At 45.8% G+C, this 20663-nt stretch carries 16 protein-coding genes; 7 read left to right on the forward strand and 9 right to left on the reverse strand.

From position 1 onward, the window contains the following. Window positions 1–60 precede the first annotated feature (60 nt). The 5 genes from KYK27_RS08085 (at window position 61) to KYK27_RS08105 (ending at window position 7138) form a co-directional block, all read left to right on the forward strand. Window positions 61–525: a hypothetical protein gene (locus KYK27_RS08085; protein WP_199109529.1), complete on the forward strand. Its 465-nt coding sequence runs from the start codon at window positions 61–63 to the stop codon at window positions 523–525. Window position 526: 1 nt separating this feature from the next. After that, window positions 527–1663 (forward strand): lactonase family protein, encoded by a 1137-nt coding sequence (locus KYK27_RS08090; RefSeq protein ID WP_199109530.1) that lies wholly within the window; start codon window positions 527–529, stop codon window positions 1661–1663. A 298-nt stretch (window positions 1664–1961) separates the two neighbouring features. Continuing rightward, window positions 1962–3278 carry a hypothetical protein gene (locus tag KYK27_RS08095; RefSeq protein WP_219337357.1) on the forward strand — a complete coding sequence of 439 codons (1317 nt, stop codon included), beginning with the start codon at window positions 1962–1964 and terminating at the stop codon, window positions 3276–3278. A gap of 690 nt (window positions 3279–3968) precedes the next feature. Next, window positions 3969–5678 (forward strand): phytase, encoded by a 1710-nt coding sequence (locus KYK27_RS08100; RefSeq protein WP_199109532.1) that lies wholly within the window; start codon window positions 3969–3971, stop codon window positions 5676–5678. A 584-nt stretch (window positions 5679–6262) separates the two neighbouring features. Then, complete coding sequence (locus KYK27_RS08105) at window positions 6263–7138, forward strand: phosphatase PAP2 family protein (protein ID WP_199109533.1); 876 nt, start codon at window positions 6263–6265, stop codon at window positions 7136–7138. A 35-nt stretch (window positions 7139–7173) separates the two neighbouring features. On the opposite strand, the gene KYK27_RS08110 is transcribed toward KYK27_RS08105, so the two are convergent. The 8 genes from KYK27_RS08110 to KYK27_RS08145 all read right to left on the reverse strand — a co-directional run bounded on the left by KYK27_RS08110 (window position 7174) and on the right by KYK27_RS08145 (window position 16071). Next, the gene (locus KYK27_RS08110; RefSeq protein ID WP_199109534.1) at window positions 7174–8046 is read right to left on the reverse strand and encodes a phosphatase PAP2 family protein; all 873 of its coding nucleotides are present in this window, start codon (window positions 8044–8046) and stop codon (window positions 7174–7176) included. Between the two features lie 30 nt (window positions 8047–8076). Next, entirely contained in the window at window positions 8077–9291 is a 1215-nt protein-coding gene (locus tag KYK27_RS08115) for a DUF3570 domain-containing protein (RefSeq protein WP_199109535.1), read from the reverse strand. After that, entirely contained in the window at window positions 9282–9509 is a 228-nt protein-coding gene (locus KYK27_RS08120) for a DUF4266 domain-containing protein (protein ID WP_199109536.1), read from the reverse strand. The genes KYK27_RS08115 and KYK27_RS08120 overlap by 10 nt, the downstream gene beginning before the upstream one ends. Window positions 9510–9520: 11 nt before the next feature. Continuing rightward, entirely contained in the window at window positions 9521–10582 is a 1062-nt protein-coding gene (locus KYK27_RS08125) for an FAD:protein FMN transferase (protein WP_199109537.1), read from the reverse strand. A gap of 15 nt (window positions 10583–10597) precedes the next feature. Further along, window positions 10598–11074: a thioredoxin family protein gene (locus tag KYK27_RS08130; protein ID WP_233150338.1), complete on the reverse strand. Its 477-nt coding sequence runs from the start codon at window positions 11072–11074 to the stop codon at window positions 10598–10600. 377 nt (window positions 11075–11451) lie between these two features. Continuing rightward, window positions 11452–12429: a ring-cleaving dioxygenase gene (locus KYK27_RS08135; protein ID WP_199109538.1), complete on the reverse strand. Its 978-nt coding sequence runs from the start codon at window positions 12427–12429 to the stop codon at window positions 11452–11454. A gap of 37 nt (window positions 12430–12466) precedes the next feature. Then, window positions 12467–14242: a SulP family inorganic anion transporter gene (locus KYK27_RS08140; protein ID WP_199109539.1), complete on the reverse strand. Its 1776-nt coding sequence runs from the start codon at window positions 14240–14242 to the stop codon at window positions 12467–12469. 65 nt (window positions 14243–14307) lie between these two features. Continuing rightward, on the reverse strand, window positions 14308–16071 hold the full coding sequence (locus KYK27_RS08145) for an arylsulfatase (protein ID WP_199109540.1): 1764 nt from the start codon (window positions 16069–16071) through the stop codon (window positions 14308–14310). A 621-nt stretch (window positions 16072–16692) separates the two neighbouring features. On the opposite strand from KYK27_RS08145, the gene KYK27_RS08150 reads away from it, so the two are divergent. Together KYK27_RS08150 and KYK27_RS08155 are read left to right on the forward strand one after the other, a co-directional pair. Continuing rightward, on the forward strand, window positions 16693–17565 hold the full coding sequence (locus KYK27_RS08150; RefSeq protein WP_199109541.1) for a bile acid:sodium symporter family protein: 873 nt from the start codon (window positions 16693–16695) through the stop codon (window positions 17563–17565). 144 nt (window positions 17566–17709) lie between these two features. Continuing rightward, on the forward strand, window positions 17710–19485 hold the full coding sequence (locus KYK27_RS08155; RefSeq protein ID WP_199109542.1) for a SulP family inorganic anion transporter: 1776 nt from the start codon (window positions 17710–17712) through the stop codon (window positions 19483–19485). A 260-nt stretch (window positions 19486–19745) separates the two neighbouring features. Here the strand turns inward: KYK27_RS08155 and KYK27_RS08160 are convergent, their stop codons facing one another. Beyond that, window positions 19746–20624: a Rieske 2Fe-2S domain-containing protein gene (locus tag KYK27_RS08160; RefSeq protein ID WP_199109543.1), complete on the reverse strand. Its 879-nt coding sequence runs from the start codon at window positions 20622–20624 to the stop codon at window positions 19746–19748. Between the last annotated feature and the right edge of the window lie 39 nt (window positions 20625–20663).

Consider the following 20663-nt stretch of genomic DNA (forward strand, 5'->3'; position numbering starts at 1 on the left):
AGTGTTTCCTGAGAACCCGGGATCAAACGACCGACTGGAAAACATTAAAAAGATAACGCAATGCCAGAAATTGAAAAAGAACATAAGCCCACCCTCTCCTATTACCATGTCTGGACTGACGAGGAAGGAATAAGCCGACAAACGAAAGCTGAACTCACATCTTTCAGGAAAGAGAGTATTGGAGATGGCGCAGCACCACAATGGAACGACCATCTGCTTTCTTCGGACGCCCATGTAATGTTCACACAACTACCTGTTGGCTGGGTCGGTACCTGGCATGAGAATCCTGAGCCACAATGGATCGTGCCTCTGTCCGGTCGATGGTTTGTAGAAACTATGGATGGCACACGTACCGAAATGGGGCCAGGGGATGTATCATTTGGCGGAGACCAAAACACAAAGGCTGATAAGAACGGCCGTAAAGGGCATCTTTCCGGCACGATTGGTCAGGAACCGGCAGCACTCATGATTGTGCAATTAAAGGACAGAAGCTTGAAAGGCGCAAAGCCAGGTGACTTTACATAGCATGCCAGACAATATAGAACCAGGAAACTATAACCCGATAGTATCAACGTCCATACTTGTTTATGTGGGGACATATGCTACTATCCGGGAGAACAGTATATTTCTGTATAAGTTAAACCCGCTTACCGGTGCATTAACGTTACTGAAAGGTTTTAAAGGCGGAGAAAATCCATCTTACTTTGTTTTCGATGTGCAACACCAGTTTTTGTATGCTGTAAATGAGTGTGAAAAATACCAGGGAAGCCCCGCCGGAGCAATTTGCGCTTTCGCTGTGGACCGGAAAACAGGATTTCTTTCCCTGCTAAACAGAAACTCAAGCCTGGGAAGTCTGCCTGTTTATATAACCCTGAGCCCTAACGGAAAATGCGCATTGGTTGCAAACTATAAGGGCGGCAATATTTCCGTCTTCCCCATTCAGGCAAAAGGGCAACTCGCCTCGGCCTCGAAGCTCATACAATTACAAAACCGCGGAACCGGCCCCGACAAAGAAAGACAGGAATCTCCGCATGCACACTGTATTACCTTAAGCCCTGACGGACGTTTTGCTTTTGTTGTAGACTTGGGCAACGACAGGGTTATTGCCTATCAAAGGTATCCGGACGGATCTGATATCTCACCTGATACAGCAATCACTGCCTTTAAGTCCCATCCTGGCGCAGGCCCCAGACAACTTCGTTTTCATTCGCATGGGCGCTTTGCTTACCTGATTCATGAACTACAATCCATCATTATTGCACTCGCTTATAATCAACATACCGGGACATTCACAGAAATCCAGGCAGTTTCTACACTTCCAGCAGGTTATCAGAAAGAAAATAAATGCGGAGGCATCCGGTTGACATCCGATGGCAGGTTTTTGTATGCTTCAAACCGTGGGCACAACAGCCTGGCAGTTTATACTATAGATGATATCTCCGGGAGACTGACTTATTTGGAGAATTTTTCTTCTGGTGGAGCATGGCCGCGTGAATTCACTGTCGTGAAAGGAAGTAATATTTTACTGGTCGCCAATCAACATTCCGGCACTATTGACTCTTTTAAAATCAACCCCAATTCCGGATGTTTAACACATTCGGGATACCAGGTAAAAGTGGCAAAACCTGTTTTTATAGAAACGCTTATATGCAATACCTCCTGAACCGAACAAAGAAATTTCTGTTTACTTCCTTCTACTCCCCTCCATTTAAGTTAGCGTGAAAAAAAGCTAATTCTGCTCCTGGTTTCTGATGTGTCGAGGCATTAATAGATACAAAAGGGCAAAGTAATTTTGTCAATAATAAATGTAACTCTTCGCCACATTCTCTATCTAACGTTCAGTGATAAATCAGCTTTCAGACTACTATAGTCCAGATACCTTTAAAAGCAGGTTTACAGTTAGTGGTGGCTCATTTCAAAGTTTTTTCGCATAAGATCAATCTATATAAAACACTCCTCCTATGAAAAACATAAAACCACTCGTCTTAGTCTGTACATTATTTACAGCAGTTTTGGTATTTGTACAGTGTTCCAAAGATTTGGAAGAAGTTGATCCATCGTCCGAAAAAACTCAAAGCACGCACAAATCTCTGGTTAATGACGGAAAAGTAATTTTCCGATATGATACATTTGGCGATGAAGATTTCTGGAGCGGCCTCCTGCATATAGATAAAGCAATAGCTGGTGCAAATAACGGCGGGTTCGGGCCAGGCGTAAGTCCCGCTACTGCTTTGGCCGTAGGCTTGAAAGTAGATGCCGAAGCGTTACCGCCGGAAGTAGTTGCCGGTATTAAATCCGGAACTATAGATCTTAATGATCCGGCTACTACACTTGAGCTTATAAAACTGGATGCAGTAGTTGGAGTAAAAGGAGTTCTTGATGATGGTGGCAATCTTCTTTCGGTTGGTATCACCTGTGCTTCCTGTCATTCAACGGTTGATAATTCGTTTGCACCAGGCATTGGTAAACGACTGGATGGCTGGCCCAACAGAGATCTGAATGTAGGGGCCATAATTTCACTTACTGACAATGCACAACCGATAGCGGATATGCTGCATGTAGATGAAACTACATTAAGAACGGTATTAGGATTATGGGGACCAGGCAAGTTTGCCGCAGTCTTGTTTATGGATGGTAAAGCCATGCGCCCGGATGGAAAAGTAGCCGCCAACTTACTTCCTGCCGCCTTCGGCCTGAGGGGCATAGAACTGACAACGTACACTGGCTGGGGCGATATAACCTATTGGAATTCATTTGTAGCCAACCTGGAAATGCATGGAAAAGGCAACTTCACAGACTTCCGTTTAAATGATCCGGTAAAATACCCGATAGCTTTTGAAAACCAGTTCTATAATGTAATGCATACACCGGACCTGGTTTCATCTAAGCTGCCGGCTTTACGCGCCTATCAACATTCCCTTGACGCTCCTAAACCTCCAGCAGGCAGTTTCGATCGCAGAATGGCTGGCCGGGGAAAAGCACTTTTTTTGACCAAAGCAAAATGTGCTACCTGCCACACGCCTCCATTATTGGCAGATAATGTACTCCATACAGCAGAAGAAATAGGAATAGATGATTTTGAAGCCATGCGATCTCCAACAGGTAAGTACCGCACTACCCCACTGGGCGGCTTATTCACAAGAACCAAAGGCGGATTTTACCACGATGGCAGGTTCGCTGTATTGAGTGATGTCGTTAATCATTATGATGATCACTTAGCATTAAAACTAACACCATCAGAGAAAAAGGACTTGGAGGAATACTTAAAATCCCTTTAAGAAAGTAGCATAAGTAGGCCGGACTATTATAAACTATATGTCTGGCCTACTCATATAAATCTTTCTTCTCCGAAGTGTTCAAGCAAAAATCAAATACTGCTGATACACTAAATATTACGGATTACTTAGTAAGTATCACTTCATAAAGAAGCACAGTTTCCTCATTTGACAGCGTATTGCAAAAGCTTTAGCAATGTAATACGTGGCATACACGTCTACCAGTTAAGATTCATCACTAACAGTACCTATACATTTGTTAGCAAATAATACTATAGTATTTTAAACATAATTTTCTGCACTTCATATAATATAAGAAGACTATACCCAATATATATTCCGGTAAAACAGAAAATTATGACGTATGGAAGTTTAGCAGATAAACTCTTAACACCTCTTTTATAAAATCTTTCTTATATACTTAGCTTATATTCATTCCAAAATAATATTTGGGCAAGCATACGGTAAACTATAGTTACGATGTATAGCAAATACATCTACTAAACCGGGTAGTTACTACTCCTACAATTCATAACACTCCAGCGTAAACATCAGGCTTTAGGCTTTAGAATACCCTCTACCAACTAATAACTTATTCTGAGGGCTAATGACATCCAATCGTTTAGAAACCCTTTCCTTAAAGTGGTTCATGCAGAATCAGAAATTTTGAAGGTAATTTTAGTCTTTTTAATTATGCCGAAGCCTACACTTCAACAACATCAAATTCATAATCATTTTAACTACTCTGTCCTACTTTACTCACTCATTTTAACAGTCCTTTTTTGTATATCTGCAAACGCCCAAAGCGTAATAAACCCGAAATTTGTATCTGAGCGTGTAGTTTATGATTCTGATGATCCTGCCATTTGGGTAAACAAACTTAAACCGTCAGAAAGCCTGGTAATTGGTACTGACAAGGGTTCTGATACAAAGGGAGCACTATACGTGTATGATTTGACTGGTAAAACGAAAACTATTGTCAAAAATTTAAAGCATCCTAATAATGTAGATGTAGCCTATGGCATGCTCTTACAGGGCAATAAGAAAGATATAGTTGTAACAACAGAACGTAAAAGCCAAAAGCTTAGAGTGTTCTCAGTTCCTGACATGACTCCAATAGACAAAGGGGGAATTGCTGTGTTTAAAGGAGAATCAGGTTCCAGGCGTGAGCCTATGGGCATTGCCCTGTACGAAAGGGCATCAGATGGTAAAATTTATGCTATCGTCAGCCGTAAATCCGGACCCAAAAACGGCACCTACTTATGGCAATATTTACTGGAAGACGATGGTTCGGGAAATGTGAAGGGCACACTGGTAAGAAAATTCGGCAACTATAGCGGGACTCAGGAAATAGAATCCATTGCTGTTGATGATGAACTCGGATATGTATATTATTCTGATGAAAGAAAGGGTGTCAGAAAGTACTATGCTGACCCGGAGAAAGGAAATCAGGAACTTGCATTATTTGCGAATAAAGGGTTTGCCAGAGACCAGGAAGGAATATCAATATATAAAATTAATGATGGTACAGGCTATATACTTGTTTCAGATCAGGCAGCAGATGAATTTCATATTTATAGCCGGGAAGGCACAGCCTCAAACCCGCACAACCACCAGTTACTAAAAGTTGTAAAGGTAAAAGCAGATGCCAGTGATGGATCTGAAATGATAAATTATCCTTTACTTCCTCATTTCCCTAAAGGCCTTTTCGTAGCGATGTCTGCAAATAAAACCTTCCACTATTATAGTTGGGAAGATATTGCCGGAACAACCTTAAAAATTCAGCCTCCCGATATTAAAACTATAAAAGCACCGGTTTTAGCTACGCCTCTAGATCGGGCTGTAGGTGTTTCTACTTTTCCCACTTTAACATGGAAAGCAACTGATGGTGCATATTCTTACCAGGTACAAATTTCAGCAGCGGCTGATTTCAAAAGTATAGTATATGATAAGACTGGTATTTTGAAAACATCTATTCCTGTTACAGGCCTTGAAGATGGTGTAACCTATTTCTGGCGGGTAAGGGCAACAGATTCCACTAAAGTTAATAGTAAGTGGTCTGCAAGTAGGAGCTTTACAACTATAGATAAAACAGCTCCAGGTGTGGTTAATGTAAAAGCTCTGGTTTCAATAAGCCAAAATCCAGAATTAGATTCTTACCCTAACCCTTTTGCTGAAAAAATTAACATAAGCCTTACTACCGAGGAATCGCAGCCAATGAGCCTGTTAATTTATGACATTAACGGCAGGTTGATTGATACGCTCTTTCAGGGACAGGTTCAGGAAAAAATGAGGTATAATTTTGAATGGGCACCAGACTTAAAACTTGCATCAGGTATATATCTACTAAAACTTCAAACTCCAAACTATAGCCATAGCAGGAAAATTGTTCTTAGCAGATGATGATCGTTATTTTTGTCCGTTAATAATCAATTGTATTTGTTTCATTTTTATAAAACAAATACAATTGATTTGCGGCAATTTGTTGAGGAGTAATTCAGTTGCCGCAACGTATGCGTCTCTGAAAGTCCGCACGAATGCATTATGGTAATTTATGGTGCTGCTTTTATGGCGATGATCCAGCAGACCGCAGTAAATTCACCTGCACATAAGCGTGTCAATCTCTCCCCTAACCGACAACGAGCTCCAACTTCCAGGAAGTACCATCTACTAATCTATTAGCGCTGCACGGCCCAGTCATACTTTTTCTATTACCGAATACCACTAACTCAACTCTCTAAAAATGAGCACGTTTCATATAGTAAACTTGGGAACCCCTAACCGGAATATCTAACTATAGCAAGCGTCTAATTTTGAGTGGAAAGGTAATTACATGTGGTTTCTGCCAACATTGTATAAAACAGTATTATAAATCATGCCACGATCCATCTGACATACTGCTAATAGCTAACCCTTGAATGCTAACAGATTACTGATCAATAAGCTAAAACTGCATGATGCAACCCGTATTTTAAACCGAAAAGCCTATGAAAAACTTATTTACGCTTTGGCTTACTTTCATGCTGATGCTGGGTTCGTGCGGACAGGAACTGCTGGCCCAGGAAACAGATACACTCCGAAAATATGAGAAGTCCCGGCCCGATAGCCTGCGCGTGCCGTTCTATAAATCTAAACTGTTTAAAGCAACTATAATCCCAGCTGTGCTTATCGGGTATGGGGTAAGCACGATAAAAGATAATGGCGTCTACTCAAGCTATGATGTCCGGGACGATATCTTACGCCGTCATCCTAACTTTGACACAAGTTTAGATGATGCGCTGCTGATTGCACCCTATGTAGAGCTGGCACTAGTAAACCTGTTAAAGGTAAAATCAAACAACGATTTTGTGAACACAGCGCTGGTTACTCTTAAAGCCGAAGCAGTAATGGCTGCCATGGTCTTTGGCCTGAAGGAGATAACGAACCTGGAAAGGCCAAACGGGGAAGATGACAAATCCATGCCATCCGGGCATACTGCCCAGGCTTTCCTGGCGGCATCAATCGTGCATACAGAGTTACGGCACCGTAGCCAGTGGTATGGCGTCGGGGCATATGGTATCGCTACCAGCGTGGGCGCTATTCGGATGCTCAAGAACAAGCACTGGCAGTCTGATGTGTTTGTAGGGGCCGGAATCGGTATTTTATCCTCACACCTTTCGTACCTATCGCATCGTAACCGCTGGGGCCGTAAACCCTTTACCTTTATCCCTACCTATAGTCGTAACGCCGCCGGGTTAGCCTTATTCATTAACCTGGATGAACTCCAATACAAAAGAAAAATACCAGGCATTAGATCTGGTAATTTGCGACATACGATCTTCCACACCCCGGCTGGTAACAGCTTAGCCATTGGCAAACTATAGCATACCCGGGATACTGAAAAGCAGCGAATCTATGGCTAAAAAATGAGCAGCGCACTTACCCCTCCTGAATGTATACCGGGCTGAGGCGTGATCAACAGTTTTTGTTTACGTAGCTTCAGTTTTTGGTCCAGCATATCATACACATAAAGTGTTCCTTTTGCTGAAACATACCCCACTAGGGCACCCGCTAAAACGTCGGTTGTCCAGTGGGCGTTATCGTTAATGCGCGATAACCCAACAAGAGTAGCAATACCATAAGCTATGGGCGGAACTATAGGATGCTCGTACCGGTAGACGGAAGCTACAGATGTTGCCACTGCAAACGCAGTTGTGGTATGCGAAGATGGCAAGGAAGTGTGGGCCGGGCTCTGGGACGGGCCATCAAAAAAATGATTATCATCGCCGCTGTTGGGCCTGTGCCGATGGAACTCATGCTTAAGTGCTTCTGTAACACCTGCGCTAACTATAATGCTGCCGGAAGCCAACACGCCGGCTTTTTCCAGTTTTTTATCTTTTAGGAGCATACCTGTCGCAGCAGTTGTAACAGCAAGGGGCAGCATGTAATGTTGTCGCCCCAGCGGCTCTAAAACATCAGCAATCTTATCTCCTGCCGATGTTCTGTGGGAATACATATACCGCTGAACCGGCTCATCCACCCAGGCAAAAGTCGCTGTCCAGAGACCAGCACCGGCAACTATAAAGGCTACATTTTTTATAACTGTTGATCTTTGACTGCTTTCTTTCTGAGCCTCTATTCTAATAACCTGATCTAATGTATCCAAGCTATGGCCATACCTAATTGTATCTATAGTTACAGCCGGTACCTGAGCATGCACAGTGGAAACTATAGTTAGCAAAATAAACAGGAAAAAGCTGTACCTGCTGTTATAAAGAGAAACCAGTTTCATACGCCGCTAAATTTCAGAAAATGATACTACCTACTTATTACCCGGAATGGTAAAGCCCAGGTCTGCACTGATAATAAAGGCCTTAAGCCCGTCGCTTCGCCAGTAGTTGCCGCCACGCACTTCTATACTTTTAAACTGTGTAGAATTGCTGGAAAAAGGCAACCCAAAGTGAGTGATACCTTCTAGTGGAGAATAGCGCACGCCCAGCCCGGCTTTATGACTGTTAATGCCCGCCAGGTCATAGTCAGAAGTATAAAGCTCTTCGGTAGACAGATGTGCTTTGTAAGGTGAGAAATAATCTACTGCCGTTTGAGTGTGGTAGCGGTAGAAGGGGTAAAACGAAAAGAACGGCCCTATTTTGATCGGCGTTTCCAGTTCCACGGTATTGGCCGTCATGCCCCAGCTATCGGAATAGAAGCGGTAAAAGAAACGCATGGTCAAATAATCGGATGTGTAATAATTAACCCGCAACCCGACAGGATATTTATACCGGGTATCCGGCAGGCGTTCTATGTCCGGAAGTTCCTGATCTGCAAAATAGACTCTTTGGAAAGGCGTGGAAAGCAAACCGGTTTGGTACACTACCTCTGATGAGAGCGCAGCCTGCATTTTCCGGTTAATGACTTGCGAAAGCGTGGCAGACAAACTATAGGACTGGCGTTTGTCCTCGTCCAGTAATTGTCCCTGCCCGCGCAGTTCTATGGGATAAATACGCGACCAGGTATCGAAAAAGGCCAGCGCACCCAGACTCAGTTCCCGGTTTCCGTCTTTAGAAACGATAGCCCAGTTCGCTCCTACCGATACCGACTGGTAATCATACTCGGTTGAGCCGCCGATGGTAATGCCCTTTATAGTTCTGTGGGTGTTATTGCGGCGGCTTATACCTACATTCAGGTGGGTACGGGTATCCGATTTGGAAGCGCCGGAAACGTTATAGTCTATTTGATCCGAAGAAGCCGAACTATAGAAATCCATCCCAAAATTCACGCTCAGGTTAGTAACTGTATCCAGCGGCACATTCACGATAATGGTGGGCGTAACATCGGTCAGTTCTTCGGTGCCAATGCCACCTGTCACCGGGGAGTGTTCTCCTGTCTGGCTATAGTAGCTGCCTAGGATATTCACTTCAGCCGGCGACAATTCACGTGTCCTGCGGCCTTTAGCAGTTGTAGTTGTTGTATTTTGCGCCATCGTTACCGTAGCCACCGAGCAGGCCACCAACATCCCGATATACCTTAGTTGCATCCGCAGCCTCCTCCCATTTTACCGCCTGTCGCCCCGGATGCCCCTTCCCGGTAGCTTTCAAAATTCATTTCAAACGTCTGCACCTTGCGGGCACTCAACTGCATTTCTTCTTCGTTCAGATACGACTTCTGATATGGCTTTACCGTTTCGCAACTGCTCAGCAAGCCAACTATAAGCAGGCCTGCAAAAACAGCTAATGGTTTTAAGTGCGTTTTCATAGTTCAGGGGATTACGGTTGTGCTTTGGCTGTTTTGTTATTTTTCTCAGGGGATTTCCTGTTCTGATAAAAGTGTAAGCTCAGGTTATCGGAGGCAAGCATTTCATCTTTATCCGTTATCAGCAGGCACTCCACTCCTTTCAGTTGATTGATCAGGTATAAGCCGTCTTCCGGGCCAAGTACATAGGTAGCGGTCGCCAGGGCATCGGCCAGCTCGGCATCAGGGCAGATAATGGTCACGCTCTTTAAACCGGTGGCCGGGTAGCCGGTTCTTGGATCGATGATGTGGCCATAGCGCTTGCCGTCTATTTGGGCGAACTTTTCGTAATCGCCGGAGGTAACAATCGCTGTTTCGCTGGCCATAAGCCAGCTAAATACTTTCTCTTTTTCTGCAGGGTCAGCAATGCCTACGTACCAGGGCTGGCCATCGGGTTGTTTGCCCCAGGTGGTCATGTCGCCTGCCGCATTCACCACACCGGCTTTAATGCCCATTTTACGCATCACATCACGGGCCCGGTTAGCCGCATAGCCTTTTCCAATAGCACCAAACCCGATCTTCATTTCCGGATCTTCCAGGTATACGCTATAGTTGGCAGGGTTGAGTTTAATGCGCTGGTACCCGATATGCTTTACAGAGGCAGCCACATCTTCAGGAGCAGGAAGTCGGGTCATGCTGCCATCAAACTTCCATAATTTATAAGCGGCTGCAAACGAAATATCGAAAGCACCATCAGTAAGCCTGGAAATTTTTATGCTGCGGGAAATGAGGTTGTATAGTTCCGGGTCAACGGAAACGGGCATGGAGCCTGCCGCGCGGTTTATGGCGCTGGTCTGGCTGGTGGGCTGCCATTCCGAGATCAGGGCTTCGATGCGTTTTATTTCGTTTACCCCGGCGTCTATGGCGTTGTTAGCCAGTTGCTCGTTTTCCGAAACAGCTACCAGCTCGAAACGTGTACCCATTAAAAGGAGCACCTTCTTGTGCGCTTTGGCAGAAGAAGGTGCTCCTTTTGCTATCGCCTGTGTCTGTATCAGCAGCAGGCAAACTATAAAAAACAAGCTCAGGCGATGCAGCATAGGAAATGGTTTATATTAGTGGTGCAACAGTTTGTTCAGGTGTTGTACGTAAGCTTCAGGCCCCCCGGTTTGGTAGCCGGTCTTCGAAATTACATTTCCATCTTCATCCACCAGAACTACGAGCGGGAATACGCCTTCAGTGTTGTACTTTTCGGCCAGCTGTTCGTTGTGTTTTACCTGCTCGGCGGGCAACTGGTTTTTCTTAAATCTCGGAAAATCGAGTTCTAACAGCACCAGGTTATCTTTGGCATATTTTGCAAACGTGTCGGTATTCCATACTTCCTTATTGAGCAGGATACAGGGCTTACACCAGTCCGAGCCGGCAAATACCATTAATACAGGTTTGTGTTCTGCTTTTGCCTGCTTCATGGCCGCATTGTACTGGTGCAGCCAGGCCTCGTGTGCGGCTATAGTCTGGGCTTGAGCATGGCTAGCCGTAGCGAACATCGCAACAAAAAGGAAAACCAGCTGAGAAATACGCTTTTTTAACATAGTAGCGAAAATTAATGTGAGGTGTTCAAAGCACAAAAAAGTATTTGTGCCATGGTATAACAACTTTGGAAACAGTGGTATAAGTTCAAATACGACGTAAGTATGTTTCGCTAAAATGTGCTGATTAAAATTCTAAGAATACAACGTAATACCAGCTATCTCATTGCGTCTTGGACATTAAAAACTGAACAGCGCAATAGGTGAAGCTAACAGAGGCATTGCCGGTTTCGGTGGAAAATATAACGCTTGAATTGGAAGAATGGCAGAACACTATTGGGCATCAAAATAGGTTATTGGATTTTTATAGATGGTCCTTTCAAAATATATTTCTAACCCAATGTTATACACTTCTGCCTGGCCAACTGTCTACATAGTATCTACTCTTTTTTGAATTCTTGCTTGCTTCTCACCGTGTCAATGGGTCGGATTAATTTCTCTATTTGTGCTCGTTTTGGTTCTAAAAAGGGAGGCAAAGACAATTTCTCACCCAGCGTTTCATAAGGTTCATCGCCCATAAAACCCGGACCATCCGTCGCAAGCTCAAATAAAATCTGAGGTGCCACTCTAGTGTATAAGGACTCAAAAAAGTAACGGTTAACATATCCTGATGTAGGTAATCCGAGGCTGCTCATACGCTCTGTCCATTCGTCTAACACGGCCCGGTCGGCTACCCGAAAAGCTGCATGATGTACCGTACCAAAACCTTGTTGTGCCTGCCGCAGCTCAGGGTTATCTTCAACTATAACCGAGGCACCGTTTCCTCCTTCACCCATTTCAAATAAATGAAAATTGCCTTCCTTGGCAGTTTCTTTAAATAGCAGCACTTTTTCAAGTATTTCCTTAAAAGCATCAAAGTTGGCAATGCGCACAAATACTGGCCCTAAACCTGTAATAGCATGTTCCAGCGGAACGGGGCCTTTTTGCCAGGGTGTTCCGGCTTTCACTCCTTTATCTGACTCATCGGATATCAGTTGGTACTGCTGGTCATCAAAATCGACGAACGAAAGTGTCTTTTTACCGAACTGTTCTTCAATGCCGGAGTGCTTCACTTCCAGCCGCTCAAATCGCCTTTCCCAATAATCCAGCGCTGCATTGGTTGGCACCCGGAACGACGTCTTCGAGATCTCATTTGTGCCGTGTATCCCTTTGGGAATGCCCGGAAAATCAAAGAAGGTCATGTCGGTACCTGCACTTCCCACGTCATCGGCAAAAAACAAATGATAGGTTTGAATATCATCCTGGTTAACTGTTTTCTTGACCAGGCGCATACCCAGTATATTGGTGAAAAACGCATAGTTCTTTTCCGCGCTACTGGTTATCGCTGTGACGTGGTGTATTCCTTTTAATTGGTTCATTTTCTATTTCCTCTAAAATTGAGTTCTAAGCTTATTTTTACGAGAACACTTTTGTATTTGCAATTTCACCACCTTTAAGCCAATCCTGTGCCTCCTGAACCGCTTGTATGGTGCTTTTTCCTATGATCTCTTCTTTCTTCAGCAGTTCTATGCCCTCTAAAACTTCAGGGGTAGCCTGCGCCTGAAAGGCGGCAAAACTGTTCTCTCCTAATTCTGTGATGTAAAACCGGCCCCCTGCCTTTTTGATCTTTTCATAAAAATTCTCGATCACCTCGGTCAGGGTTGCACCAATGTTATTCCGGCCCCTCATCTCCAGGATAATGACAGGTCGCCGGGTTTGTGGAGCAATGAGCGGCCATTGGTTTTCCAGGATTCGGGCACCGGCAAAATGCAGATCACCATCGACCGCAAATATGTGTATGGCCTCACTCTCTATTTCAGCAGGCATGCCTATTTCCTTAAACCAGCTCTCGTTTACAAGCTCCCGTCGGTGCAGCTTTACCAACCGTGACGATGTCAGGAAATAAAGGGTAAAAGATAGCAGTACACCGATCAGTACCGCGTACTGCACGGGCATAAACAGCGTGACCAGAAAGGTGCAGATAAGGCCGATTCTGGAAGCCCATCCGGCGTGCCATACCTGCATATTCTCTTCCAGTTTCAGGGAACTTGCCATAGCATAGATCATGATAGCCGCCAGAACCGGCATGGCAACATTCCCGATCAAAGCAGGCAGCAACAGTACGAGTGCCAGCACCAACAAACCCGAAAAGATGCCTGCCCATCGGCTTCGAGCCCCGGATACAATGTTTAACGAAGTAGAACCCAATGAACCGCCAACGCCTATGCCACCGAACAGCCCGGAGGTAACATTGGCGATGCCCTGACTGATAAAATCTTTGGATGTGTTGGACCGCGACCCATCCGGATTAGGTACGCTCTGGCTTACACCGGCCGCCTGAATCAGGGAGATGAGAGCCATGGATAGTGCACCACTGAATAAGGCTGGCTGCAGCAAAGAGAAATCGGGCAGCCGGAAGGGAGGTAATCCATTTGGTATCTCCCCAACATCATGAACAACTTCTACATCAGCCCATTTCATGAAAAAAATAAAAAGCGAGGGCAGAGCAATGGAAACTATAGCCGTTTTATTGCCTAAGGGCGTTCGGGGCAGCACTAACATAAAAAAGATGGTAGCCAGTCCGGGAATGAGCGCGTGCCAGTTGGTTAATTGTATGTTCTGAAACAGATTTATAGTTTGAAGTACCTTATTCCCACCTTCCGCCGGGATAGCGAAAAGCGTTGGCAACTGGCTTAAGATGGTAAGGATGGAAATGCCCGCCAGAAAGCCCGTCATAACAGAGTGCGAAACAAACCGCACCAGGTTCCCAAGCTTCAACAGTCCCATCAGAATCATAAGTGCACCTGAGAGAATGACCAGTAAAAGCAGGGCATCTACGCGTTGCGCTTCCGGGTAAGCCTGAGTAAGCTGATACAACAGAAAAGCAGCCGCACTGGTGGTGGAAATGATCATCAGTTTTGAGCTGTTGAAGATACCACCAACCAGGCAACCGTAAACCGCTGCAAACAACCCCATAATGGGGCTTACCCCAGCCAGCAGGCCACAGGCCATTCCATCCGGTATTTCGTTCATGGCCACCGTAAGTCCGGCATTGGCATCATCCTTCAGCGTTGATACTTTTGTCTGCTTCTGGCGACTTTCCTCAACGGTGCGTTTGAGCGTTGCCTCCCCCGGAAGCAGGTCTTCCGGAGGCTCTACTGGCTTCTCTCTGTTTTCCGGTTTTATGTTCATGTATTACAAAACGATGGTGGATAAAGCTGTTATGCGGAAGAAACTCTCAGACATACGCGCTATCGTTAATCGCCTAACTCGGTTGGCTCAATGTTCTTTTTAGATGCTTTCTGCTTCGAAGCATTCTTTTTAGGCGTACCTGCTTTAGGCGCTTTGCCGGTCTTTTTAGCATCTCCACCGATTCCCGCTTCTGGATTTATCCGGTGCTTCGGATCAAAACGGTAAAATTCTTCAAATCCTAATTTGGCCACTGCTCTCTCCCCGTTTGCTCTGATATACCCCACAGAAAGCGCATAGGCATTCCAATCGGCTTTCAGCTCATTGAACTTGTCAGGGAATTGTGCGGCAACATTGTTTTCTTCTTTTAGATCCTCCTTAAGGTTGAACAAATGCCATTCCTCTCCCTCACCATAGGGCGGCGGCATAAAGATCAGCTTCCAGACACCTTTCATAATGGCCTTGCATTCAGTTATTTCAAAGCCAAGCACATCAAAAGTATTTCGTACCGGCTGTTTGGTTTCTTCCTGCAGAAAGGGCTTCAGAGAAATTCCGTAAAGTGGCTTTAATCCTTTCTCCTTCGGATATCTGATATTGGCAAAGTCTAGGATAGTAGGCAGGATGTCGGTAACGTGAAGCACTTCATCGGTAACAATGCCTCGTTTGTGCATTCGCCTGCCCGACACAATAAGGGGCGTTTGCGTGCCTCCCTCATAGGTTGTGATCTTGAAGTAAGACAACGGGGTATTGGCCACTTCGGCCCAGGCCCCACCTATGGAAATAAACGAGTTGATCCTCCCATAATTTTCCAGGCGGTTATCATACTCCCTGGCAATAGACTCCTTCGTGTTCGGCGCATAAAAGTGAGGTTCCTTTGGGTTTGCTCCGTTATCGGACAAAAAGAAAATGATGGTATCGTCGAATTTGTTAAGCTCTTTCAGTTTATCGAACAAGCGCCCTAAATTCCAGTCCAGGTTCTGGATCATAGCGGCATAGATCTCCATTTTTCTTGATGCCTCTGTCCGTTCCTCCTCCGTCAGCTCGTTCCATTTTTTAAACTCTCCGCTGCCTTCATTTGGGGTCAAATCATTCGGTACCAAGCCAAGCTCATTCATCCGCTGCAGGCGCTGATCCCGAATCGCATCATAGCCGCCATCATACACACCTTTGTATTTGTCCAGCCAGTTATCCGGTACATGCAAAGGATCATGGGGTGATGTGAAGGCCAGGTAAGCAAAAAAAGGATCACCGTCGCTCTGTTCGGTGATGTACTGTATCATTTTATCGGTGTAGTAATCCGAAGAATAAAAATCATCGGGCAGGGTTTCTACTGTTTCTCCGTTTTCCGAGTACTCTGTGTGAGGCTGCTCAAATTCGCTCAGGGCACGCTGGTCCTTAAAGTGACTGACGCCGCCTCCTAAAAAAGAAAAGGTTCGTTCAAATCCCCTGGAATGGGGCCTGAAACCCTCCAGTTCACCCAGGTGCCATTTACCAGCCATGTAGGTATGGTAGCCAGCCTCTTTCAGAATTTCAGGAATCGTCAGCACATCTTTGTTCAGGTAGCCTTCGTAGCCAGGCTGCATGTATTGGTTGGTAGCATGCGCTGTCGGCATATTACCCAGCCCGGCTTGGTGGTTATCGCAGCCGGAAAGCAACATGGACCGCGTAGGCGCACACAGTGCAGAAGTGTGAAAATTCCGGAAGCGCGCCCCGTTGTCTGCCAGTTGCTGCAGGTTAGGTGTGCTGATCTCCCCACCAAAAGGCTGGCAGTCAGAATAGCCCATATCATCCACTACAATGAGCAGGAAGTTTGGTTGACCTTGTGAACTCATACGATCTTAGATTATAACCCTGATAATACATTCTCCCCTACTTGAAAGCATACCTAACAAGCAAAAGGCAATACTATAGCCGCTATCCACTTCGGAATTCTCCAGATAATATCAAAAAAGTGAATGTACAGCTGCGGATGGAGTGGGTGATAATTATCCGCAATGAGTGGGTTTAGAGTATTTATTAACTAGTGAGCCAGCAATACCAAATTGTTCTTACATCTGCTTCCTTTTATAACTATAGTTTTACTTAGGCAGCTTAGTATTCGGTTGCGCACTGTTAATGTCTATACGAATGAAAGCGATCAACGCTACAGCTCATTACATAAAAAGAGAATAGGATAAAGAATTGCCAAGTAAGTAGCTGTATGGGATAAGTAGCTGCAGGTAGATATTGTATTTCATTTCTTTGTAAAACATTCTCCTTTGCGTTACTAAATTGGCTACTATTAACCGTCTACCTTTAGGCAGTTCAGTTTCCTCACTTACACGATATTACTATAATGCACATTCGCGCTATTTCCACTAACCCATGATGCGCCTGTACGTTTACTCTAAACAACTCTTCTTCTATAAAATATGCAGGAACTGCCGGGAATATACACTTAGCCTTTTAACGATATGGAAGACTTTCTACCCAGGTTTCTGAATATCATTGTACCGGCATTCTCGGTACTGAGTATGCTTTCTGCGGGACTGACCTATACGCTGAAGGAGATTACAGAGCCACTCAAAAACAGAAAAGGGGTTATACTAGCCTTAGTAGCCAACTTCATACTGGTTCCGGTTCTCACTATATTTATCATAAAAGTTTTCTCCCTACACTCTACACTGGAGGCAGGCCTTGTATTAGCAGCTTGCGGTGCCGGGGCCCCTTTCCTGATCCAACTGGCCGGAATGGCAAAAGTAGATGTAGCCCTCGCAGCTACCTGCTTAATTATACTACTGCCGGCAACGGCAGTATTTATGCCCCTTGTGGTGCCTATGGCCATACCTGAAGCAAATGTGAGCGCCTGGAGTATTCTGGAACCGCTGCTGCTGACAATGCTAATGCCCCTGGCTGCAGGTTTACTGTTAAAGGGAAACTTGCCAGGGTGGGCACAACTGCTACAACCCTGGGCCGCAAAACTATCCGGAATTACCCTTGTCCTACTGTTCTTAACTTCACTGGTTCTCTACTTTGGAACTGTAATAGACTTATTCGGGTCCGGGGCAATTTTGGCGGCTGTAATATTTGTTCTAGGCTGCTATGGCATCGGGTACCTGATCGCCTGGTCGCCGGATATCCGTGACCTGATCGGTCTTGCCACAGCGCAGCGTAACATTGCGGCAGCCACTGTGGTTGCCACACTAAGTTTCGAAAGCAGGGGGCCGCTGGTAATGGTTATCATTATTTCCCTTATCAGCATGGCCATCCTGTTCCCACTGGCCTGGTGGCTCGGAAAACGGAAACAAGACGAAACGATCAATCCCAAAATCAACTATGGAAAATAACAAATCATCCGTCAGTGAGTATGGCCCGATCCTGTACCCAGGTAAAAGTCACGCGTTCATAGTACTACGTACTCAGGGAACACTCACTCCACCTATCTTTTGAAACTAAATAAGCAACTAGCGGGTCCTGTAAAACTATAAATTATGGAAGAATCTACCGCTGAGGATAAGTCCACAACACCTGACAATGAGTTTCATTTACCCGGGCTGTCCGTGCTACGCGATGCTGTACAAAACGCATCCAAAAAAGTACCGCCACGCAATAAACTTCAACAGGATGGCATTGCCGGAATGACGACTGCCGTCAGTAGTCTGCCCGATGGCATGGCAAACGGTTTGCTGGCAGGCGTCAATCCAATTTATGGTTTGTATGCCTGTATAGCAGGACCTATAGTAGGGGGTATTTTTTCCAGTTCCCAGTTAATGATGATTACCGCCACCAGTGCATCGGCGATCATGGCGGGCCAGACGATCGGTAATCTGCCGGCGGATGAGCGCTCAAAGGTATTTTTCCTGCTGGTGGTGCTTATCGGTGTTTTCCAGACTATAATGGGGTTGCTGGGCCTGGGCCGACTCACACGGTTTGTTTCCTTTTCTGTTATGACGGGTTTCCTGACAGGTATCTCGGTTCTGTTGGTTATGAGCCAGCTCCCGACCGCTACCGGCTATGCTCCGAACGGGGACAACAGTATTAGCCAGACATTTAATCTGCTGATACATTTCAACCAGTTTCATTTAACTACCGTTAGTATGGCAGTATTAACTATACTGCTTGCCATCTTTTTACAGAAAACCCCTCTTAAGAAATTCTTTGCATTAATTGCCATCGCTATACCATCGCTTATAGTTTACTTTTTTGAGTTGGAGGGTGTAAAAGTTGTGCAGGATATTGGTGATATCAGCGGCAGTACTCCAAGCCTTGTCGTGCCTCCCTTTTCAGCCATCAGTATTGATATTATAACCGGGGCTATGGCGGTGGCCATCGTCATCCTCATCCAGGGGGCGGGCGTCAGCCAGAATGTGCCTAATAAAAATGGGGAAGCCACCAGCACCTCACGGGATTTTATAGCACAGGGGGCAGCAAATATTGCCAGTGGTTTTATGCAGGGCCTACCAGTGGGCGGATCGTTGGGCACTACAGCCGTGAATGTACTGGCCAGGGCACAGACCCGCTGGGCAGTCATTTTTTCTGGACTGGCAATGACCCTGATCGTGGTTGTGTTGTCCGGTATAGTTGCCCGAACTGTTATGCCCTCCCTGGGTGCCATGCTGATACTGGCCGGTATCCGGAGCATTAAACTTTCAGATATTGTTTCAACCTGGAACTCCGGGTGGAATTCGTGGCCATCGTTGCTGGCAGGGGGAGTTACCTTTGGAGCCACGCTGATATTGCCCATCCCTACGGCAGTGGGAATAGGCGTGCTTCTCTCCGCCTTCCTGTTCGTCACGCAATCATCTACCGAAATAACACTGGTAGAGCTTAAAAAACGGTCGGATGGAACAATAGAGGAACACAAAGCACCCAAAACCCTGAAAGGAAACCAGGTAACAGTACTGAATGTGTATGGCAACTTATTTTATGCCGGCGCCAGAACGCTGGAGCATTTGTTACCTAAACCGGAAAATGCGCAGAACCCCGTAGTTATACTGCGCCTGAGAGGCCGTAAAACTTTGGATGCTACGCTCATTTCTGTGTTGTCCGATTATGCTTCGATATTGAATGATGTAAACGGTAAACTCTACCTGACAGGAGTGAGCGAACAGGTATACAAGGAAGTATTGCACTCGCACAAACTGCGCATCAACGGGCCGGTAAAAGCGTTCAGGCAGGAACCGGCACTGGGGCTCTCGACCCATAATGCCGTAGTAGATGCCGAAGCCTGGCTGCTGGAATGCGAAGAAAAAGAATCAGAGAAATAGGTCGTCCAGGTTCTCTTAACTCTTTATTCATCTCGAACTTAGCCGTAGCAGCAGGGCCGTTAAGTTTTGATGGTGACAGTTTAAATCAGCAGTCATTCTGTAAAGCAATTTCCTTGAAGGTTTGTTGAGCCACTTCTACAATCCAACAGGATTCCATCAGGCTGATAAAAACTTAACATCCCATCACACTACAGGGTAGAATAAATTACGCAAATCCGAAAATCCCAAACTATAGATTATAGCCTACTACAATGCACCTATCAAACCGGGCGCACTTCTATTTGTCCGGCTATAGTTCTTACTTCATACTTAGGCTGCGGCGCTGTGGCCGGTCCTTCTGCTACACTTCCATCTTCCAGCGAGAAAACAGAACCATGCCACGGGCACTTAACACGTAATCCTTCCAGCAACTCTCCTTCCGAAAGTGGGCCACCCAGGTGCGAGCAGGTATGTGCCAGCGCATAGATTTGGCCCTCCTTACGGGCCAGCAATATAGGTACTTCTCCAGCCTGCACGCAGCGCATCGTGTTTTCTTCTAATTCGGACTCAGCTAACACGGCAACAAAATCTGCTGGTGGCTCCGCTGAAGTGGCCGTATGGTCTACGCCGGTCTGCATGCCAAAAACCAGATGCCCGCCCAGATAGGCTCCCGCACTTACAACGCCATACCCGAGCATAGACAAGCCAATAGCAGTTTTTCGGGTTTCTTTACGCCGCCGCAGTACCAGCGACGTCAGGTAAAGGGCAGTGGCGCCAGCGTTTAGCATACCGTGCATCAATCCTACATTCCGCATTCCTTTATTCGTGGCGGTCCAGTCAGTAAGGCCGGTAATGGCTGCCCCTACTGCACCCACAAGCCCGACAGCTATGGCCGCATCGGCTCCGCGAGCATACTTTTTCTCCCCCATCAGTTCCATCGTATCCAGCACCGCAGCAGTCGTCCATGATCCGATCGGCACATCGGTTATGGCAGGATGCAACGGATGCCCGAGCCATGTACCGTGCAAAGCATCTTTTACACACCGGCCCGACTCACCGGCAGCTTCAAAAGCATTTAAAACGGCAGGCTGAATGGCATCTCCTGTGGTTTCCAGCCATTCCTGCTTTTCTATAGTTTCGATCAGTGACTTCTGCTCCATTAGCTTTATCTTATTTCAAATTGGACACTGCTTCTATGA

The sequence above is a fragment of the Pontibacter populi genome (assembly GCF_019336435.1).
Lineage (GTDB): Bacteria > Bacteroidota > Bacteroidia > Cytophagales > Hymenobacteraceae > Pontibacter > Pontibacter humidus.

Excerpts from the sequence above, each read along its gene's own strand:
- KYK27_RS08155 (WP_199109542.1), top strand. The coding sequence starts at position 17,710 with ATGGAAGAATCTACCGCTGAGGATAAGTCCACAACACCTGACAATGAG.
- KYK27_RS08095 (WP_219337357.1), top strand. The coding sequence starts at position 1,962 with ATGAAAAACATAAAACCACTCGTCTTAGTCTGTACATTATTTACAGCA.
- KYK27_RS08110 (WP_199109534.1), bottom strand. The coding sequence starts at position 8,046 with ATGAAACTGGTTTCTCTTTATAACAGCAGGTACAGCTTTTTCCTGTTT.
- KYK27_RS08085 (WP_199109529.1), top strand. The coding sequence starts at position 61 with ATGCCAGAAATTGAAAAAGAACATAAGCCCACCCTCTCCTATTACCAT.
- KYK27_RS08150 (WP_199109541.1), top strand. The coding sequence starts at position 16,693 with ATGGAAGACTTTCTACCCAGGTTTCTGAATATCATTGTACCGGCATTC.
- KYK27_RS08125 (WP_199109537.1), bottom strand. The coding sequence starts at position 10,582 with ATGCTGCATCGCCTGAGCTTGTTTTTTATAGTTTGCCTGCTGCTGATA.
- KYK27_RS08130 (WP_233150338.1), bottom strand. The coding sequence starts at position 11,074 with ATGTTAAAAAAGCGTATTTCTCAGCTGGTTTTCCTTTTTGTTGCGATG.
- KYK27_RS08160 (WP_199109543.1), bottom strand. The coding sequence starts at position 20,624 with ATGGAGCAGAAGTCACTGATCGAAACTATAGAAAAGCAGGAATGGCTG.
- KYK27_RS08105 (WP_199109533.1), top strand. The coding sequence starts at position 6,263 with ATGAAAAACTTATTTACGCTTTGGCTTACTTTCATGCTGATGCTGGGT.
- KYK27_RS08140 (WP_199109539.1), bottom strand. The coding sequence starts at position 14,242 with ATGAACATAAAACCGGAAAACAGAGAGAAGCCAGTAGAGCCTCCGGAA.
- KYK27_RS08120 (WP_199109536.1), bottom strand. The coding sequence starts at position 9,509 with ATGAAAACGCACTTAAAACCATTAGCTGTTTTTGCAGGCCTGCTTATA.
- KYK27_RS08090 (WP_199109530.1), top strand. The coding sequence starts at position 527 with ATGCCAGACAATATAGAACCAGGAAACTATAACCCGATAGTATCAACG.
- KYK27_RS08115 (WP_199109535.1), bottom strand. The coding sequence starts at position 9,291 with ATGCAACTAAGGTATATCGGGATGTTGGTGGCCTGCTCGGTGGCTACG.
- KYK27_RS08135 (WP_199109538.1), bottom strand. The coding sequence starts at position 12,429 with ATGAACCAATTAAAAGGAATACACCACGTCACAGCGATAACCAGTAGC.
- KYK27_RS08145 (WP_199109540.1), bottom strand. The coding sequence starts at position 16,071 with ATGAGTTCACAAGGTCAACCAAACTTCCTGCTCATTGTAGTGGATGAT.
- KYK27_RS08100 (WP_199109532.1), top strand. The coding sequence starts at position 3,969 with ATGCCGAAGCCTACACTTCAACAACATCAAATTCATAATCATTTTAAC.